Annotated in this window: 16 protein-coding genes; 12 read left to right on the top strand and 4 right to left on the bottom strand. The window is 69.6% G+C overall.

The window, feature by feature from the left end; all coding sequences use genetic code 11:
• Positions 1-54: 54 nt before the first annotated feature.
• From STH_RS04190 to STH_RS04140, 12 genes are all read left to right on the top strand, one after another.
• A complete protein-coding gene (locus STH_RS04190) occupies positions 55-834 on the top strand; it encodes an alpha/beta fold hydrolase (RefSeq protein WP_050742107.1) in 780 nt (259 codons plus the stop codon).
• Positions 835-1,128: 294 nt separating this feature from the next.
• On the top strand, positions 1,129-2,181 hold the full coding sequence (locus tag STH_RS04185; RefSeq protein WP_011194941.1) for a 3-oxoacyl-ACP synthase: 1,053 nt from the start codon (positions 1,129-1,131) through the stop codon (positions 2,179-2,181).
• 77 nt (positions 2,182-2,258) lie between these two features.
• A complete protein-coding gene (locus STH_RS04180) occupies positions 2,259-3,062 on the top strand; it encodes an alpha/beta fold hydrolase (RefSeq protein ID WP_011194940.1) in 804 nt (267 codons plus the stop codon).
• Between the two features lie 16 nt (positions 3,063-3,078).
• Positions 3,079-3,252, top strand: coding sequence for a hypothetical protein (locus STH_RS18660; protein WP_011194939.1), 174 nt, complete (start codon positions 3,079-3,081; stop codon positions 3,250-3,252).
• A 23-nt stretch (positions 3,253-3,275) separates the two neighbouring features.
• Positions 3,276-4,016: a 3-oxoacyl-ACP reductase FabG gene (gene fabG, locus STH_RS04175; RefSeq protein WP_011194938.1), complete on the top strand. Its 741-nt coding sequence runs from the start codon at positions 3,276-3,278 to the stop codon at positions 4,014-4,016.
• A gap of 18 nt (positions 4,017-4,034) precedes the next feature.
• Complete coding sequence (locus STH_RS04170) at positions 4,035-5,213, top strand: acetyl-CoA C-acetyltransferase (protein ID WP_011194937.1); 1,179 nt, start codon at positions 4,035-4,037, stop codon at positions 5,211-5,213.
• A 53-nt stretch (positions 5,214-5,266) separates the two neighbouring features.
• Positions 5,267-6,553 carry an ABC transporter substrate-binding protein gene (locus tag STH_RS04165; RefSeq protein WP_011194936.1) on the top strand — a complete coding sequence of 429 codons (1,287 nt, stop codon included), beginning with the start codon at positions 5,267-5,269 and terminating at the stop codon, positions 6,551-6,553.
• A gap of 166 nt (positions 6,554-6,719) precedes the next feature.
• Positions 6,720-7,589, top strand: a complete 870-nt coding sequence (locus tag STH_RS04160; protein ID WP_011194935.1) for a branched-chain amino acid ABC transporter permease — start codon at positions 6,720-6,722, stop codon at positions 7,587-7,589.
• A 3-nt stretch (positions 7,590-7,592) separates the two neighbouring features.
• Positions 7,593-8,618 carry a branched-chain amino acid ABC transporter permease gene (locus STH_RS04155; protein WP_011194934.1) on the top strand — a complete coding sequence of 342 codons (1,026 nt, stop codon included), beginning with the start codon at positions 7,593-7,595 and terminating at the stop codon, positions 8,616-8,618.
• Entirely contained in the window at positions 8,619-9,413 is a 795-nt protein-coding gene (locus STH_RS04150; protein WP_011194933.1) for an ABC transporter ATP-binding protein, read from the top strand. It abuts the gene before it with no gap.
• Entirely contained in the window at positions 9,406-10,110 is a 705-nt protein-coding gene (locus tag STH_RS04145) for an ABC transporter ATP-binding protein (RefSeq protein WP_043713330.1), read from the top strand. Before STH_RS04150 ends, STH_RS04145 begins: the two co-directional genes overlap by 8 nt.
• 95 nt (positions 10,111-10,205) lie before the next feature.
• Entirely contained in the window at positions 10,206-11,711 is a 1,506-nt protein-coding gene (locus STH_RS04140) for an acyl-CoA synthetase (protein WP_011194931.1), read from the top strand.
• A 40-nt stretch (positions 11,712-11,751) separates the two neighbouring features.
• Here STH_RS04140 and STH_RS19115 read toward each other — a convergent pair whose 3' ends face one another.
• The 4 genes from STH_RS19115 to pfkB form a co-directional block, all read right to left on the bottom strand.
• Positions 11,752-12,684 (bottom strand): CPBP family intramembrane glutamic endopeptidase, encoded by a 933-nt coding sequence (locus STH_RS19115; protein WP_050742106.1) that lies wholly within the window; start codon positions 12,682-12,684, stop codon positions 11,752-11,754.
• A gap of 297 nt (positions 12,685-12,981) precedes the next feature.
• A complete protein-coding gene (locus STH_RS04130) occupies positions 12,982-14,355 on the bottom strand; it encodes a PTS fructose transporter subunit IIC (RefSeq protein ID WP_011194929.1) in 1,374 nt (457 codons plus the stop codon).
• A 38-nt stretch (positions 14,356-14,393) separates the two neighbouring features.
• The gene (locus tag STH_RS04125; protein ID WP_011194928.1) at positions 14,394-14,837 is read right to left on the bottom strand and encodes a PTS sugar transporter subunit IIA; all 444 of its coding nucleotides are present in this window, start codon (positions 14,835-14,837) and stop codon (positions 14,394-14,396) included.
• Complete coding sequence (gene pfkB, locus STH_RS04120) at positions 14,834-15,799, bottom strand: 1-phosphofructokinase (protein WP_011194927.1); 966 nt, start codon at positions 15,797-15,799, stop codon at positions 14,834-14,836. The genes STH_RS04125 and pfkB overlap by 4 nt, the downstream gene beginning before the upstream one ends.

Here is a 15,799-nt window from a genome sequence, read left to right as displayed (position 1 = left end):
GACGCCGCCTTGTCGCAGTCGCATCAGCATTTCCCGCTGACGGGAGGGACTCACATGGCTACGGTAACGCTTCCGAGCGGCCTCCGCCTCTTCTACCGCGAACGTGGCCACGGAGGGCAGACGGTCCTGCTGATCCACGGCAACACCGCCTCTTCTCTCTGGTGGGAGCGGGTGATGGCGCACCTGCCCGGGCACGTCCGGACGCTCGCCCCCGACCTCCGGGGCTGCGGCGACAGCGACAAGCCGGCGCCCCCCTGGTCCATCGCCGACCTGGCCGAGGACGTGTACCAGTTCACCCAAGCCATGGGCGTCCAGCGTTGCTTCGTGGTCGGCCACTCGCTGGGGGGCGGGGTCGCCATGCAGCTGGCGGTCGCCCACCCCGACCTGGTGGAACGGCTGGTGCTGATCAACTCGGCGCCGGCCGAAGGGCTGGTGACGCCACCGGAGCGGTACGCGCAGCTGGAGGCGGCGGTGAAGGCGCCGGAACTCCTGAAGGCCGCCCTCGCCCTGATGATGCCCACCGCCCCCAGGGACGAGTTCTACCAGGCGGTGCTGGAGGAGTCGGTGCAGAAGTCGGCCGGCGCCCTGATCCCCAACGGCCGCGCCCTGGACGGGATGAACCTGGTGGAGCAGGTGGGCGGGTTGCGGGTGCCAACCCTCATCCTCTACGGCCGGCAGGACGGCCTGGTCACGCTGGACATGATGGAGCGGACCCGGAACCAGATCCCGGGCGCCCAGCTGGAGGTCTGGCCGGAGGTCGGTCACTCGGCCCCGGTGGAGGCGCCCGAGCGACTGGCGAAACGGTTGATCGAGTTCTTCGGCATTCAGCTGTAGCGACTACGCGTGGAGCACCCCGCGCCAGGGGTGCTCCTCCTGCTGTAGGGCCGCTCGCCGCCGGACAGGCATTCCTCAGGGCGCTCCGATCCGAGTCCGACCGGCCCCCGGGGCCGCTCGCCGGCCCTATCCATACTCTCCCAGAACGAGGACCTTCTCCTCCTACCGGATGAGCGGGTCCTCATTCGTTTTGGTGACTCCCGTGTAACAGCCCGGTGACTCCGGCCCCTTACGTTGGGGGTAAGACCATCGGTGCGAGGCGTTTCAGAAAGCACACACGGTGAGGTGCAGCCCATGACCACGACTCAGCCCCACGTCGGTGTGGTCAGCACCGGCATCTACATCCCGGACCGCTACATGACCGCCGAGGAGATCGCCGACCGGTCGGGCGTGCCGCTGGACGTGGTGAAGCAGAAGATGGGCATCCTGCGCAAGCCCATCCCCGGCCCCGACGACGGCACGGCGGCCATGGGCATCCGGGCCGCGCAGCAGTGCATCGAGCGGGCCGGCATTGACCCGGCCGCCATCGACCTGGTGATCTACATCGGCGAGGAGTACAAGGAGTACCAGCTGTGGACCGCCGGCATCAAGACGGCGCACGCGGTGGGCGCGCACAACGCCTGGGCCTTTGACGCCCAGCTGCGGTGCGGCACCTGGGTGCTGGGCATGAAGCTGGCCCAGGCGCTGATGCTCAGCGACGACCGGGTGAACACCCTCCTGCTGGCCGGCGGCTACCGGAACGTGGACTACATCAACTACGCCAACCCCCGGGTCTCCTTCATGTACAACCTCGGAGCCGGCGGCGGGGCGATGCTGCTCCGCAAGAATTACGGCCGCAACCGGGTGGTGGGCTCGGAGATCATCGTGGACGGCTCGCTCTCCGAGACGGTGGGCGTCCGCGGGGGCGGGACGCTGGCCGGCCTCCACAACCACGACGACTCGCTCTACCAGCTGGACGTGTTCGACGTGGAGTACATGAAGACCCGGCTCAACGCCGTGTCGACCCAGCGCTGGGTGGAGGTGGTCAGCCGGGTCTGCGCGCAGGGCGGCTACCGGACCCAGGACATCGACTACCTGGCGATCCTGCACATGAAGCGCTCGGCCCACCAGGCCCTGATCGAGCAGCTCGGCATCCCCGTCGACCGGGCGATCTACCTGGAGGAGTACGGCCACATCGGCCAGATCGACCAGATCCTCTCCATCCACCTCGCCCTGGAGCGGGGGCTGATCCGGGACGGCGACCTGGTGGTGGGGGTGAGCGCGGGCGTCGGCTACGCCTGGGGCGCCACGGCCATCGAGTGGGGGCCGGTCGGGGCCACCCGGGCGCGCAAGCAGGCCGCCGGCTGAACCCCCGGCCGGGCAGCCGAGAGCCGGGCCGATCGCGCACGTACGGGCGGAACCGCCCGAGATGGGGAGGCGAGCACATGCCTGAGATTCGCGCCAACGGGATCACGCTCCACTACCAGTGGCGGGGGCAGGAGGACGGCCCGGTGCTGGTCCTCATCAACGGCCTGCTCACCGACCTGAGCAGCTGGAACGGCCACCTGCCTCACTTCACCCCGTACTTCCGGGTGCTCACCTACGACTGCCGCGGTCAGGGCGCAAGCGAGAAGCCGGACGACGGCCCCTACACGCCTCGGCTTCACGCCGACGACCTGAAGGGGCTGCTGGACGGACTGGGCGTGGAGAAGGCCGCCCTGCTCGGCGTCTCCAGCGGCGCCTGCGTGGCCCTCAGCTTCGCCGGCCGGTGGCCCGAACGCGTCTCGGCCCTGGTGCTGGCCAACGGCTACGGCGCGGCCGACACCGCCATGCAGGTGAAGCTGAACTCCTGGCTCCGGGCCATGGAGGCCGGCGGCGGGCCGCTGCGGTTCGATGTCTCCGTCGCCTGGATCTGGGGCGCCACCTTCCTCAACCGGCACTACGAGGCGCTCCGCCCCTGGCGGGAGAAGGGTACCGCCCTGCCAGCCCACGCCGTGCTTCACCTGATCCGGGGCGCGATGGACCACGACGCGCTGGTCCAGGCCGCGAACATCACCTGCCCGACGCTGCTCATGACCGGCGACGAGGACGTGCTCACGCCGCTCCGCTACAGCCGAGCCCTGGAGCAGCGGATCCCGGGCAGCCGGGTCGTGGTGCTGCCGGAGGCCGGCCACTGCATGTTCCTGGAGCAGGTCGACCTGTTCTCCCGGACGGCCCTGGACTTCCTGCGCCAGGCGCTTCTGGCGTGATCGGAGGCGGAGCGCCGTGACGGAACAGCCCTGGATCGCCTCGTTTGTGGTTCGGCTCACCGGACCGCCGCTCCGGGTCCTGGTGCGCCACGTGCAGTCCGGCCAGGAGATGCGCTGCCTCCGGCTGGAGGAAGCGCTGGCCTTCATGGAGCACTGCCTGCAGCTCTCCGGCAAGACGGAGGGCGAGTAACGAAAGCCGAGGTGTGATCGCAGATGGAACGGGAACTCACCGGCAAGGTTGCCCTGGTGACCGGGGCCGCCCGCGGACTGGGACGGGCCATTGCGCTGGAGATGGCGGCCCGGGGCGCGGACGTGATCGTGAACGACGTTCCGGACATGGCTGAGGTGGCCGCCGAGACGGTGGCCGCGGCCCAGGCCCTGGGCGTCAAGGCCCGCTTCTACCCCGCCTTCGTCAACGACGAGGAACAGGTGAACCGGATGGCCGCGGAAGTGGGCCAGGTCGACATCCTGGTGAACAACGCCGGCGTGAACCGGGACGGCACCATGCGGAAATCCAGCAAGGCCGACTGGGACTTGGTGATCGACGTGAACCTCACCGGGACCTTCAACTGCCTGAAGGCCTTCACCCCCGCCATGCGGGAACGGCGCTGGGGACGGGTGATCAACATCGCCTCCTACGTGGGCCGCACGGGCGTCTTCGGCACGCCGTACTACGCCGCCTCCAAGGCCGGTGTCATCGGCCTGACCAAGGAGGTGGCCGTCGAGATGGCCCGCTACGGCGTCACCGTGAACGCCCTGGCGCCGGGGTACATCATGACCGACATGATGATGGGCTACCCCGAGGAGCAGAAGGCGAAGATCACCGCCTCCATCCCCGTGGGCTACTGGGCCAAGCCCGAGGACATCGCCTACTGGGCGGGGGTGCTGGCCTCGCCCCGGGCCCACTACATGACCGGCGCCGTGATCGACTGCAACGGCGGCGTGTACATGTAGCCCCGGGAGGTGCCGGCCATGCGGGAAGCGGTGATCGTGTCGGCGGTGCGCACCCCCATCGGCAGCCTGGGCGGCGCGCTGTCGACCGTGAAGTCTTACGAGCTGGGCGCGGCCGCCATCGCCGAGGCGCTGCGCCGGGCCGGGATCCGCGGCGAGCAGGTGGATGAGGTGATCATCGGCCAGGTGCTGGAGGCCGGGGAGGGGCAACACCCTGCCCGGATCGCGAGCCTGAAGGCCGGGATCCCCTACACGGTGCCGGTGACCGGCGTCAACAAGGTCTGCGGCTCCGGCCTGAAGGCGGTGGCCCTGGCCGCCCAGGCGATCATGCTCGGGGATGCCGACGTGGTGGTGGCCGGCGGCCAGGAGTCGATGTCCGGGGCCCCCTACCTGGTGCCCCGGGCCCGGTTCGGCTACCGGATGGGCCACGGCCAGCTGGTGGACTCGATGATCGCGGACGCCCTGACCTGCGGCTGGGAGCACGTCCACATGGGGCTCACCGCCGAGAACATCGCCGAGCAGTTCGGCATCAGCCGGGAGGACCAGGACGCCTTCGCCGCCGCCTCCCAGCAGAAGGCGGAGGCGGCGATCAAGGCCGGCAGGTTCCGGGAGGAGATCGTGCCGGTGACCGTGCCCGGCCGCAAGGGCGACACGGTGGTGGACGCCGACGAGCACCCGCGCTTCGGCACCACGGTGGAGGCGCTGGCCAAACTCCGCCCGGCCTTCAAGGAGGGCGGCACCGTGACGGCCGGCAACGCCTCCGGCATCAACGACGGCGCCGCGGCGGTGGTGGTGATGTCGGCGGAGAAGGCGGCGTCCCTGGGGGTCAGGCCCATGGCGGTGATCCGCAGCTACGCCGCCGCCGGGGTGGAGCCCCGGATCATGGGCACCGGCCCCATCCCGGCCACCCGGAAGGCCCTGGCCCGGGCGGGACTGACCATCGACCGGCTGGACCTGATCGAGGCCAACGAGGCCTTCGCCGCCCAGGCCCTCGCGGTGGTCCGGGGGCTGGAACTGGACCCCGGCAAGGTCAACGTCAACGGCGGCGCCATCGCCCTGGGCCATCCCGTAGGGGCCTCGGGCGCCCGCATCCTGGTCACGCTGCTTTACGAGATGCAGAGGCGGCGGAGCCGGTACGGCCTGGCGACCCTCTGCATCGGCGGCGGCCAGGGCATCGCCATGGTGGTCGAGCGGGCCTGACCGGTCCGCCTGCACCCTGCACGCATCTCCATCACAGATAGGGGGAGACAGACGTGAGACGTTGGTTCACTGCGATCCTCGCCTGCGCGCTTTCCCTGGCCCTGATCGCCGGGTGCTCGGCGCCGCCCGAGGCGGAGTCGCCGGGGCAGACCTCCGGCCCGTCCTCCAGCCAGCCGGCCGGGCAGACGGGCGGACAGTCCGGGGAGACCCAGCCCCGGCGTGAGGTCCAGGGCGTCACCGACACCACCGTCAAGGTCGGCGGCTTCGCCGCCCAGTCCGGCCCCGTGGCGCCGATCGGCATCTCGGTGCGCAAGGGCTTCGAGGCCTACATCAAGCACGTCAACGACCAGGGCGGCGTCCACGGCCGGAAGATCGAGATCGTGAACATCATCGACGACCAGTTCGACGGCTCCAAGGCCCTGACGGCCGCCAAGCAGCTGGTGGAGTCGGACAAGGTCTTCGCCCTGGCGCCCATCCTGGGCACCGCCGGCTTCATGGCCAGCTACGACTACTTCGTGGAGAAGCGGATCCCCGTCATCTACCCGATGACCGGCGTGGAACAGACGGCTCACCCGCCCCAGGAGAACATCTTCGCGGTGCAGCCCAACAACTACGACGAGGCCAAGATCCTCACCCAGTACCTGGTGGACGAGCTGGGCCTGAAGAAGATCGCCGTGCTCTGGCAGAACAGCGACATGGGTGAGCAGGGCCTGAAGGGCGTGAAGGACTACATCGGCGAGCTCGGGGCTGAACTGGTCTACGACGCCCCGCACGACGCCGGCTCGGTGGACTTCACCACCCCGGTGCTCAACCTGAAGCAGAAGGGCGCCGAGGGCGTGGTGATCATGACCACCCTGGCGGAGACCATCGGCATCGTGAAGGAGATGCACAAGCAAGGCGTCACCGCCGTGCCCATCACCTCCTACGTCAACGCCGACCCGGTGAACGTGCCGGCCCTCGCGGGCGAGGCGGCCATCGGCCTCTACGCCGGCGGCTGGGTGCCCGTGGCCGACCCCGACGACCCCAACATCCAGAAGTTCTGGGAGATCTACGGCCGGTACAACAACGGCGAGCTGCCTGACGCCTACGGCACCGCCGGCTTCATCGCCGCCGAGCTGCTGGTGAAGGGCCTGGAGGACGCCGGCCGCGACCTCACCTACGAGAGCTTCATCCAGGCGCTCGAGAACCTGAACGACTGGAGCGGCATCATGGCCCGGAACCTGACCTACGGCCCGGGCGAGCGGGCGGGCGTCAAGGCCTTCTACCTGAACAAGGTCATCGAGCAGGACGGCAACATCGTGATGGTGCAGGTGAACCAGGAGCCGTACCGCCTCCGGTAAACCGAAAGCCCACACCGCGCTCCGCCGGGCCGCACCAGCCGGGTCCGCACGGGTCCTCAGGCGGCCCCGGCGGGAGCGCACCCACCACCGCTTCCTGACAGAGACGCGGACCGGCGGGGGGGAGCGGGGCCTCCCCCTCCCCCCGCCGGCGTAGGAGGGCGATTCTGTGATCTTCGCCCAGCAGATCATCAGCGGCCTGGCCACGGGTTCGCTCTACGCCCTGGCCGCCCTGGGCCTGGTGCTGATCTTCAAGACCACCGACGTGGTCAACTTCGCCCAGGGCGAGATGGCCATGTTCGGCACCTTCATCATGTTCACCCTGCTGAAGACCGCCGGCCTCCCCTACTGGGGCGCCTTCGTGCTGGCGCTGGCCTTCGCCTTCCTGATGGGCGCCGTCATCGAGCGGGTGGCGCTGCGCCCCCTGGCCCAGGCCCCCCTCATCAGCGTGCTGATCGCGACGCTGGGGCTGATGCAGATCATCAACGGGGTGGCCGGCTGGATCTGGGGCTACCAGGCCAGGCCGTTCCCGACGGCGGTGAGCGGCAGCCCCATCCGCCTGGGCGACCTGGTGATCACCTTGCCGGACCTGGTCAACCTCGCCGTCAGCCTCGTGGTGATGACCGGCTTCTTCCTCCTCTTCAAGTTCACCAAGCTGGGCATCGCCATGCGGGCGGTGGCCGAAAACCGGGTGGCGGCCCGCCTGATGGGCATCCCCACCGACCGCATCCTCTCCCTCACCTGGGGGCTGGGAGGCGTCCTGGCCGCCACCGCCGGCATCCTCATCGCCCCGGTGACCAACCTGGACATCAACATGATGGCCGACATGCAGATCAAGGCGTTCACCGCCGCGGTGCTGGGCGGGTTCACCTCGCTGCCCGGCGCCGTGGTGGGCGGCCTCACCCTCGGCGTGCTGGAGAACCTGGTCGGCCAGTTCGTCCCGCAGCTGAAAACCCCCTTTGCCTTCGGCCTCATCGTGCTGGTGCTGATGCTGAGGCCCAGCGGCCTGATGGGGACCGTCCAGCGAAAGAAGGTGTAGCCCATGGGCAAGAAGCTGCTCTTCCTCCTGGGCGCCCTGGCCGTGCTGGCGCTGCCCTACGCGCTGCCTGACGAATGGTCGTGGCTGGTGCTGCTCACCAACCGGGCCCTGATCCTGGCCATCGCGGCCATCGGCCTCAACCTGCTCACCGGCTTCGCCGGCCAGATCTCCATCGGCCACGCGGCCTTCATGGCCATCGGCGCCTTCGCCAGCTACGGCCTCACCGCCAAGGTCGGCATTCCCTTCTGGGGCGCCCTGCCGCTGGCAGGGCTGATCAGCGCCGCCGTGGGCTACGCCCTGGGCTTCCCGGCGCTCCGGCTGCAGGGCCACTACCTGGCCATCGCCACCCTGGGCTTCGGCGTGGCGGTGCCCCAGATCCTCAACCTCTGGAAGGGGCTCTCCGGCGGCTGGACCGGGGTGAAGCCCGCCGCCCCTTACCTCTATGGCCTCTACTTCAAGGAGGACCGCCCCTACTACTACCTGATCCTGATCGCCCTGGCCCTCCTCACCTGGGTGGCCCTGAACATCGCCAGACGGCGCACCGGTCGGGCCTTCATCGCCCTGCGGGACAGCAGCGTCGCCGCGCAGGCGATGGGCATCAGCCTGGCCCGGTACAAGACCACCGCCTTCGCCCTCTCGGCGTTCTACGCCGGCATCGCCGGCAGCCTCTGGGCCCACATGATGAACTACATCGCCCCCCACGACTTCAACCTGGCCCTGTCGATGGAGCTGTTCACCATCATCGTGCTGGGCGGCCTGGCCTCGGTGCCCGGCTCGATCGTGGGTTCGCTGTTCATGTCCCTGATGCCCAAGGCCGTGGAACGGATCTCGCTGGCGCTTCAGCGGTCGGGGGCCTTCGACCATTCCCCGTTCCTCATGAACGTCTTCAAGAACCTGAATCAGGTGCTGACGGGCGTCATCCTGGTGCTGGTGGTGCTCTACCTGCCCCTGGGGCTCGTGGACCTGTGGCGGAGGCTGCAGCACTGGTGGGCCGGGCGCCGGCACGCCGCGGCCGGGGGGGTGGAGTAGATGGCCCTGCTGGAGCTCAGGCAGGTGACGATGCGCTTCGGCGGCATCGTCGCGGTGGACCGGCTGGACCTCGCGGTGGAGGAAGGGACCATCCACGGGCTCATCGGCCCCAACGGCGCCGGCAAGTCCACCGTCTTCAACCTCATCAGCCGGATCTACGACCCCGTGGGCGGCAGCATCGCCTTCGCGGGAAAGGACCTGCTGCGGATGGCGCCCCACGACGTCATCCATCACGGCATCGCCCGCACCTTCCAGAACGTGGAGCTCTTCCGCGGCCTGACGGTGCTGGGCAACCTGCTGGTCGGCCAGCACAGCCGCATCCGCTACGGCCTCCTCGCCTCGGCCCTGGGGAACCTGGTCCCCGCGGTCCGTCGGGAGGAGCGTGAGGCGGAGGAGCGAGCCCTGGAGGTGCTGGAGTTCCTGGGCATCGCCGCCTACAAGGACGCCTACCCGCAGCTGCTGCCCTACGGCATCCAGAAGCGGGTGGAGTTCGGCCGGGCGCTGGTGGCGCAGCCGCGGCTGATCCTCCTGGACGAGCCGGCCGCCGGCATGAACCCGCAGGAGACGCTGGAACTGGCGGAGCTGATCCGGGAGGTCCGGGACCGGTACAGGGCCACGGTGCTCCTGGTGGAGCACGACATGAGCCTGGTAATGCGCATCTGCGAGCGGATCACGGTGATGGATTTCGGCCGGAAGATCGCCGAAGGCACCCCCGCCGAGGTGCAGTCCGACCCGGCGGTGATCCGGGCCTACCTGGGCGAGGAGGACGATGAGGAGGGTGCCGCTCATGCTTGAGCTGCAAGGCGTAAGCGCCGCCTACGGCAAGATCCGGGCCCTCTCCGACCTCACCCTCACGGTGCCGGACGGGCAGATCGTCACCCTGCTCGGGGCCAACGGCGCGGGCAAGTCCTCCACCCTGAAGGTGGTGACCGGTCTGCTCCGGCCGTCCGCCGGCCGGGTGCTCTTCGACGGGCACGACCTGGCCCGCATGGCCCCGGAGACTATCGTGCCGCTGGGGATCTCGATGGTGCCGGAGGGGCGGCAGGTCTTCGCCCACCTCACGGTGGCGGAGAACCTGCGCATGGGCGCCTACGCCCGGAAGGACGCCGCGGGCGTGCGGCGGGACCTGGAGTGGGTGCTGGCGCTCTTCCCCCGGCTGAAGGAGCGCTACGGCCAGGAGGCAGGCACGCTGTCGGGCGGCGAGCAGCAGATGCTGGCCATCGCCCGGGCGCTCATGGCCCGGCCCAGACTGCTCCTCCTGGACGAGCCCTCCCTCGGCCTCGCGCCGCTGGTGGTGCGGGAGATCTTCGCCACCATCCGCCAGGTGAACGCCGAGGGCATGTCCGTGCTCCTGGTGGAGCAGAACGCCAACCTGGCCCTGCAGGTGGCGCACCACGCCTACATCCTGGAGACCGGGCGGCTGGTGCTCTCCGGCCCCGCGGGCGAGCTGCGCCTCCATCCGGAGGTCAAGCGGGCGTACCTCGGGGGGTAGCCCCCTCCACCCGACCCCTGCGGCCTCCCGCGCCGGGCGGGAGGCCGGTCCGATCCCCCACTCAACCCCGTGCCACCTGAAGGAGGCAATACCCGATGATCAATACCGTCGGCGACTGGCTGGGGCGCCGGGCCATTCACACCCCCTTCCGGGAGGCGCTGGTCGTGATGCCGCGGGCCCAGCGGGCCGGGTTGGGCGACCCGCAGGCGGAGCCGCTCCGGCTCACGTACGACCAGTGGAACCGCATGGCGAACCGGATGGCCCATTTCCTGCTGGAGCAGGGCGTGCGTCGGGGCGACCGGGTTGCGGTGCTCTCCCAGAACTGCCTGGAGATGCTGACCCTGCTCTTCGCCTGCGGCAAGCTGGGCGCGATCTACGTCCCCTACAACTGGCGGCTCACCGTGGCCGAGCTGCGGCCGCTGGTGGCCGACACCGACCCGAGGATCTTCTTCTACGGTCCCCACTTCGAGCAGGCCGTGGCCGAACTGCAGCCGCCGAAGCCCGTGGGGCTGCTGAACCTGGACCTGAGCGGCTACCCGGAGGAGACCCCGCCCGCGCCGGATCTGGATCCGGAGGATCCCTGGATGATCCTCTACACCGGCGGCACCACCGGCCGCAGCAAGGGCGCGGTGCTAAGCCACCGGGCGGTGCTCTGGAACGCCTGGAACACCATCGCCGGCTGGACGCTGTCGCCGGACGACCGGGTGCCGATCCTCACCCCGTTCTTCCACACCGGCGGGCTGAACGTCTTCACCACGCCGCTGGTGGAGCTGGGCGGCTGCTCGATCCTGATGGGTCCCTTCGACCCGGGCGAACTGCTGGATGCGGTGGAAAAGGAGCGGCTGACGGTCATCTTCATGGTGCCCACCATGTTCAAGATGGTGATGGACCACCCCCGGTTCGCCGAGACCGACTTCAGCCGGGTGCGCTTCCTCATCTCGGGCGGCGCCGCCTGCCCGGAGCCGGTGCAGCTGGCCTACCGGGCGAAGGGCTGCCAGTTCAAGATCGGCTACGGCCTCACCGAGGCCGGCCCCAACACCTTCGGCATGCCCGACCACCGCTCGTGGGACAAACCCGGCTCCGTCGGCTTCCCCCTCCCCCACATCCAGCTGCGGATCGTGGCCGAGGACGGGCGCCTGTGCGGGACCAACGAGGTGGGCGAGCTGCTGATCAAGGGCGGACACGTCTTCTCGGGGTACTGGCGGAACCCGGAGGCCACCGCGGAGGCGCTGCAGGACGGGTGGCTGCACACCGGCGACCTGGCCCGCCGGGACGAGGAGGGCTTCTACTACATCGTCGGCCGGAAGAAGGAGATGTTCATCTCCGGCGGCGAGAACGTCTTCCCGCTGGAGGTGGAGGATGCCATCTACCAGCACCCGGCGGTGGCCGAGTGCGCCGTGGTCGGCATCCCGGACCCGAAGTGGGGCGAGGTGGGCAAGGCCTTTGTGGTGCTGAAGCCCGGAATGCGCCTCACGGAGGAGGAGCTGATCGAACACTGCCGGAAGCTGCTGGCCAAGTACAAGATCCCGAAGCAGGTGGAGTTCCTTCCGGAGCTGCCGAAGAACGCGGCGGGGAAGATATTGAAGCGAGAACTGAAATAGGGTATGGGAAGGCGGGACCTCGGCGGCGAGGTCCCGCGCCCTACCCGAACAGGTTCAGCGTGAGGTGCGCCACCGTGGGTGCGATCAGGCTCCGGGTCCGTATGGCCAGGATCCCGAAGATCAGGCCCGCGGCGGCCCGGCTGGTGATACACAGGCCCAGGGCAGCCAGGACATCGCCGTCGAGTGCGGGCATCAGCCCGCCCACGTGGGCGACCCCGAAGATCAGCGAGGCAAGAACCAGGCCCCAGCCCTCGCCGAGGAGCTGGCTGAGCCGCGTCTGCAGCGCACCCCGGAACAGGAACTCCTCGGTGAACCCGTTGACGAAGAAGTTCCTCACCAACATCAGTCCGACCATTGCGGCTGTGCGGGTATCGCCCGCGATCACCGGCGGCACCACCGCGATGGCTACGAAGATGAGGTAGGGGGCCGCGACGGCGAAGGAGCTGTGGCCCCGCCGCAGCCAGAGCTCGGCCGGGCACACCCCGCCGAGCCACAGCACAAGCCCCGGGAGGAGCGCGTTCAGGGCCGGGTTGGCCACAATCCGCCTCTGTCCGAACAGCTTCTCTCCCAGGTGCTCCAGCGCCTCGTTGGCCTGCGTCCAGACCGGAACCTGCGTCCACCTGGATGGGATGAGGCCGTAATGCCCCAGGACGTACAGCACGCCCAGGGCGATGAGGGCCGCGAGGAAGGCCACCTGGACCCACAACACCCAACGGCGATGCCGGGGCGCGTCGGGCGCCGGGGGGTACGGGGTCCGCCTGAGCAGAACGACCAGGGGAATGAGGTTGATGATGAGCAGTCTGAAGACAACCTCCAGGACGAGTTCGGCCCGGCCGCGCAGTGCGAGCGTCGCGGCGCCGGCCACCCAGAGGGCGAGGAACAGCACGCCGGCCGGATGGGTGACGCCGGCCCGGAGCTGCCGCCACACCGAGGGCCGCGGGGCCGGGGAAACCGGGTTCAGGGACGTGGTCATCCTGCGCACCTCCTCCCGTTCGGAGGACCGCCCCATCACACCCTTTGGTTCACCGACATTTCGTATTTATCACACCTCGGCTCTGTAGCGGGTCTGGCGCTCCTGGATTTTCTCGGCGTGCACCAGGGGACGATCCGGATGGGCATGGCCGTTATGAGCTGCTCCTTTCCCTCCCGGGGCTTGCGACAGCCTTCCTGGTTCGCTGGCGGCAGGCGTATGGAAGGGAGACACGTCAGCGAAGCAGCCGAGGGGCTCCTGCCCGGTGAGCCGGGCAGGAGCCCCTCTGCGTCAGGTGCCTTACTCCTTGTTCGGCTTCAGCAGGTTCACCAGCAGCGCCGTGATCACGGTGCCGACGACGATCGCCACCGCGTACATGCCCAGGTTGGTGACGACGTTGCCCATCGGCAGCACCCAGATGCCGCCGTGGGGCACCTTCAGCTGGCACCCGAACAGCATCGAAAGAGCGCCGGTCACGGCCGAGCCGGCCATGATGGCGGGGATGACCCGGAACGGGTCCGCCGCGGCAAACGGGATCGCACCTTCGGTGATGAAGCTGATGCCCAGCACCGCGGCGGCCTTGCCCGCCTCCCGCTCCTCGCCGGTGTACTTCTTCGGCGCCAGGAGCGTGGCCAGGAACAGGCCCAGCGGCGGGGTCATGCCGGCGGCCATGACGGCGGCCATGGGCTCGTAGATCTGCGAGGCGAGCAGGCCGGTGCTGAAGGCGTACGCCGCCTTGTTGACCGGGCCGCCCATGTCAAACGCCATCATGGCGCCCAGGATGAAGCCCAGCACCACGGCGGAGCCGCCCCTCAGCCCCGTCAGCCAGTTCTGCAGGCCCGCCATGATCGCCGCCATGGGCTCGTTGAGGACGTACACCATGATGAGGCCCGTGATGCCCACGCCCAGGAGCGGCAGGACGAGCACCGGCTTGATGCCCTCCAGGGTGCGGGGCAGCCGGATCCACTTGTTCAGGTAGTAGACCAGGTAGCCGGCCAGGAAGCCGCCGACGATCGCCCCGAGGAAGCCGGCCCCGACGGAGTTGGCCAGGAAGCCCGCCGCCATGCCGGGGGCGATGCCGGGACGGTCCGCGATGGAGTAGGCGATGAAGCCTGCCAGGATCGGGATCATAAAGCCGAAGCCGGCCTGCCCGCCGATGACGTTGAGCACGTAGGCGAACGTGCCTTCCGTCGCGGCCGCCTCGATGCCGAACATGAACGAGATGGCGATCAGGATGCCGCCGGCCACGGTGAAGGGGATCATGTACGACACGCCGGTCATCAGGTGCTTATACCAGCCGGTGGCCTGGGACTTCCGCTCCTGCTTGATCTCCTCAACCCGGGCCACCAGGTCCTGCGGCTTGGCCGCGAGCGCCCGGTCGATGAGCCCGGCGGGGTCCTTGATCGCCTCGCTCACGCCGACCTTCACCAGCGGCTTGCCGGCGAAGCGGCCCGTGTCGACCGCCGTGTCCGCCGCGATGATGACGGCGTCGGCCTCGCGGATATCCTCGTCGGTCAGCACGTTCTCGGCGCCGATGGAGCCCCGGGTCTCGACCTTGATGCTCAGCTGCCTGGCCGCGGCGGCCTTCTGCAGGGCCTCAGCCGCCATGTACGTGTGGGCGATTCCGGTGGGGCAAGAGGTAACGGCAACCAGCTTCTTCGCCACGAGAGCCACCTCCCACGGAAGGGTAAGGGAATCCGAGGGTCTGCGGGTTACTGAAGGGCCGCAATCACATCGGCCGGGCTGGCCGCGGTGAGCAGCTTCTCACGGACCTCCTCGTGCATGAGCAGCCGGGCCAGCTGCGACAGAGCCTTCAGGTGCAGGTCATGCGCGCCGTCCGGTGCGGCGATCAGGAAGACCATCTTCACAGGCTCGCCGTCCAGGCTCTCCCACTGCAGAGCGCCCCGGCTGCGGCCGAAGGCCACGGCCGCACGGCTCACAGCGCTGCTCTTGCCGTGGGGAATCGCCACGCCGAACCCCACTGCGGTGGTGCCCTGCGCCTCACGCGCCTTCACGGCCTCCAGGTAGGTCTCCAGATCCGTCACCGCGCCGCTGGCCACCAGCAGGGACCCGAGCTCCGCCATCGCCTCTTCTGGCCTTCCTGCCTTCAGATCGAGCGTGATCGTTTCCGGTGTGATCAGCTCCCGGATGCTCACCTCGAATCACCTCCTTCTCCTTTGGCCTTGACCTCCGCGATGCGCACCTGCGGCAGGACCGCGTCCACCGCATCGCGGGTGCATACCTGCGTGCCGTCCAGCCGGGCCGTCGCGGTGCCCGCCGCGGTGGCCAGCCGGAGCGCCTCCGCAAGCGACAGGCCGCCGCTCAGCGCCAGGGCCAGGCCCGCCACCATGGAGTCGCCGGCACCCACGGTGCTGCCCGGCCGGATGCCGGGCGGCGTCGCCCACCAGGCCTCCTGCGCGGTCACCAGGCCGGCGCCGTCCGCGCCGCTGGAGACCACGACCACCTCGGGCCCCGCGTGCAACAACTGGCGGGCGGCCTGGACCAGGGCGTCCGGGCCGTCCAGCCGGCGGCCGACCAGCCGCTCGGCCTCGTCCCGGTTGGGCTTGATGAGGGTCGGGCGTGCCGCCAGGGCGATGCGCATCGGCTCGCCGTCCGCGTCCAGGATCGTCGGTACCCCCGCCTGCCGGGCCAGGGCGATGAGGTCCCGGTAAATCGTGCCGGGAACGCCGGCCGGCAGGCTTCCCGCCAGCACCAGCACCGCCGTCTCGGGCAGCCGCTGCTCCACCCGCCGGACCAGCGCGTCCACCTGCTCCGGGGCGACCGCAAACCCGCTCTCGTTGAGCTCGGTCAGCTGCCCGCTCTGCGGCTCGACGATCTTCAGGTTGACCCGGGTCTCTCCCGGCACCATCAGGAAGTCGTGGACCACCTGTTCGTGGGACAGACTGTTCAGGATCAGTTCCGCGTTAGTCTCGCCCAGGAAGCCCAGCACCTGCACCGGGGCGCCCAGCGCCTGGGCGGCCCGGGCGACGTTGATCCCCTTGCCGCCGGGATCCACCCGGGTCGAGGCCACCCGGTTGGTGGCACCGGCGGTGAAGCCGGGCACCACCAGGGTGCGGTCGATCGCGGGGTTGAGGGCGACGGTTGTGATGGTCTTCAA

The sequence above is a fragment of the Symbiobacterium thermophilum IAM 14863 genome (assembly GCF_000009905.1).
GTDB classification, from domain to species: domain Bacteria; phylum Bacillota; class Sulfobacillia; order Symbiobacteriales; family Symbiobacteriaceae; genus Symbiobacterium; species Symbiobacterium thermophilum.
Note: the sequence above shows the minus strand (reverse complement) of the source record. Positions and strands in the feature narration are given on the sequence as shown.

Coding starts and splice junctions, on each gene's coding strand:
- STH_RS04190 (WP_050742107.1), top strand. CDS start 55: ATGGCTACGGTAACGCTTCCGAGCGGCCTCCGCCTCTTCTACCGCGAA.
- STH_RS04185 (WP_011194941.1), top strand. CDS start 1,129: ATGACCACGACTCAGCCCCACGTCGGTGTGGTCAGCACCGGCATCTAC.
- STH_RS04180 (WP_011194940.1), top strand. CDS start 2,259: ATGCCTGAGATTCGCGCCAACGGGATCACGCTCCACTACCAGTGGCGG.
- fabG (WP_011194938.1), top strand. CDS start 3,276: ATGGAACGGGAACTCACCGGCAAGGTTGCCCTGGTGACCGGGGCCGCC.
- STH_RS04170 (WP_011194937.1), top strand. CDS start 4,035: ATGCGGGAAGCGGTGATCGTGTCGGCGGTGCGCACCCCCATCGGCAGC.
- STH_RS04155 (WP_011194934.1), top strand. CDS start 7,593: ATGGGCAAGAAGCTGCTCTTCCTCCTGGGCGCCCTGGCCGTGCTGGCG.
- STH_RS04150 (WP_011194933.1), top strand. CDS start 8,619: ATGGCCCTGCTGGAGCTCAGGCAGGTGACGATGCGCTTCGGCGGCATC.
- STH_RS04145 (WP_043713330.1), top strand. CDS start 9,406: ATGCTTGAGCTGCAAGGCGTAAGCGCCGCCTACGGCAAGATCCGGGCC.
- STH_RS04140 (WP_011194931.1), top strand. CDS start 10,206: ATGATCAATACCGTCGGCGACTGGCTGGGGCGCCGGGCCATTCACACC.
- STH_RS19115 (WP_050742106.1), bottom strand. CDS start 12,684: ATGACCACGTCCCTGAACCCGGTTTCCCCGGCCCCGCGGCCCTCGGTG.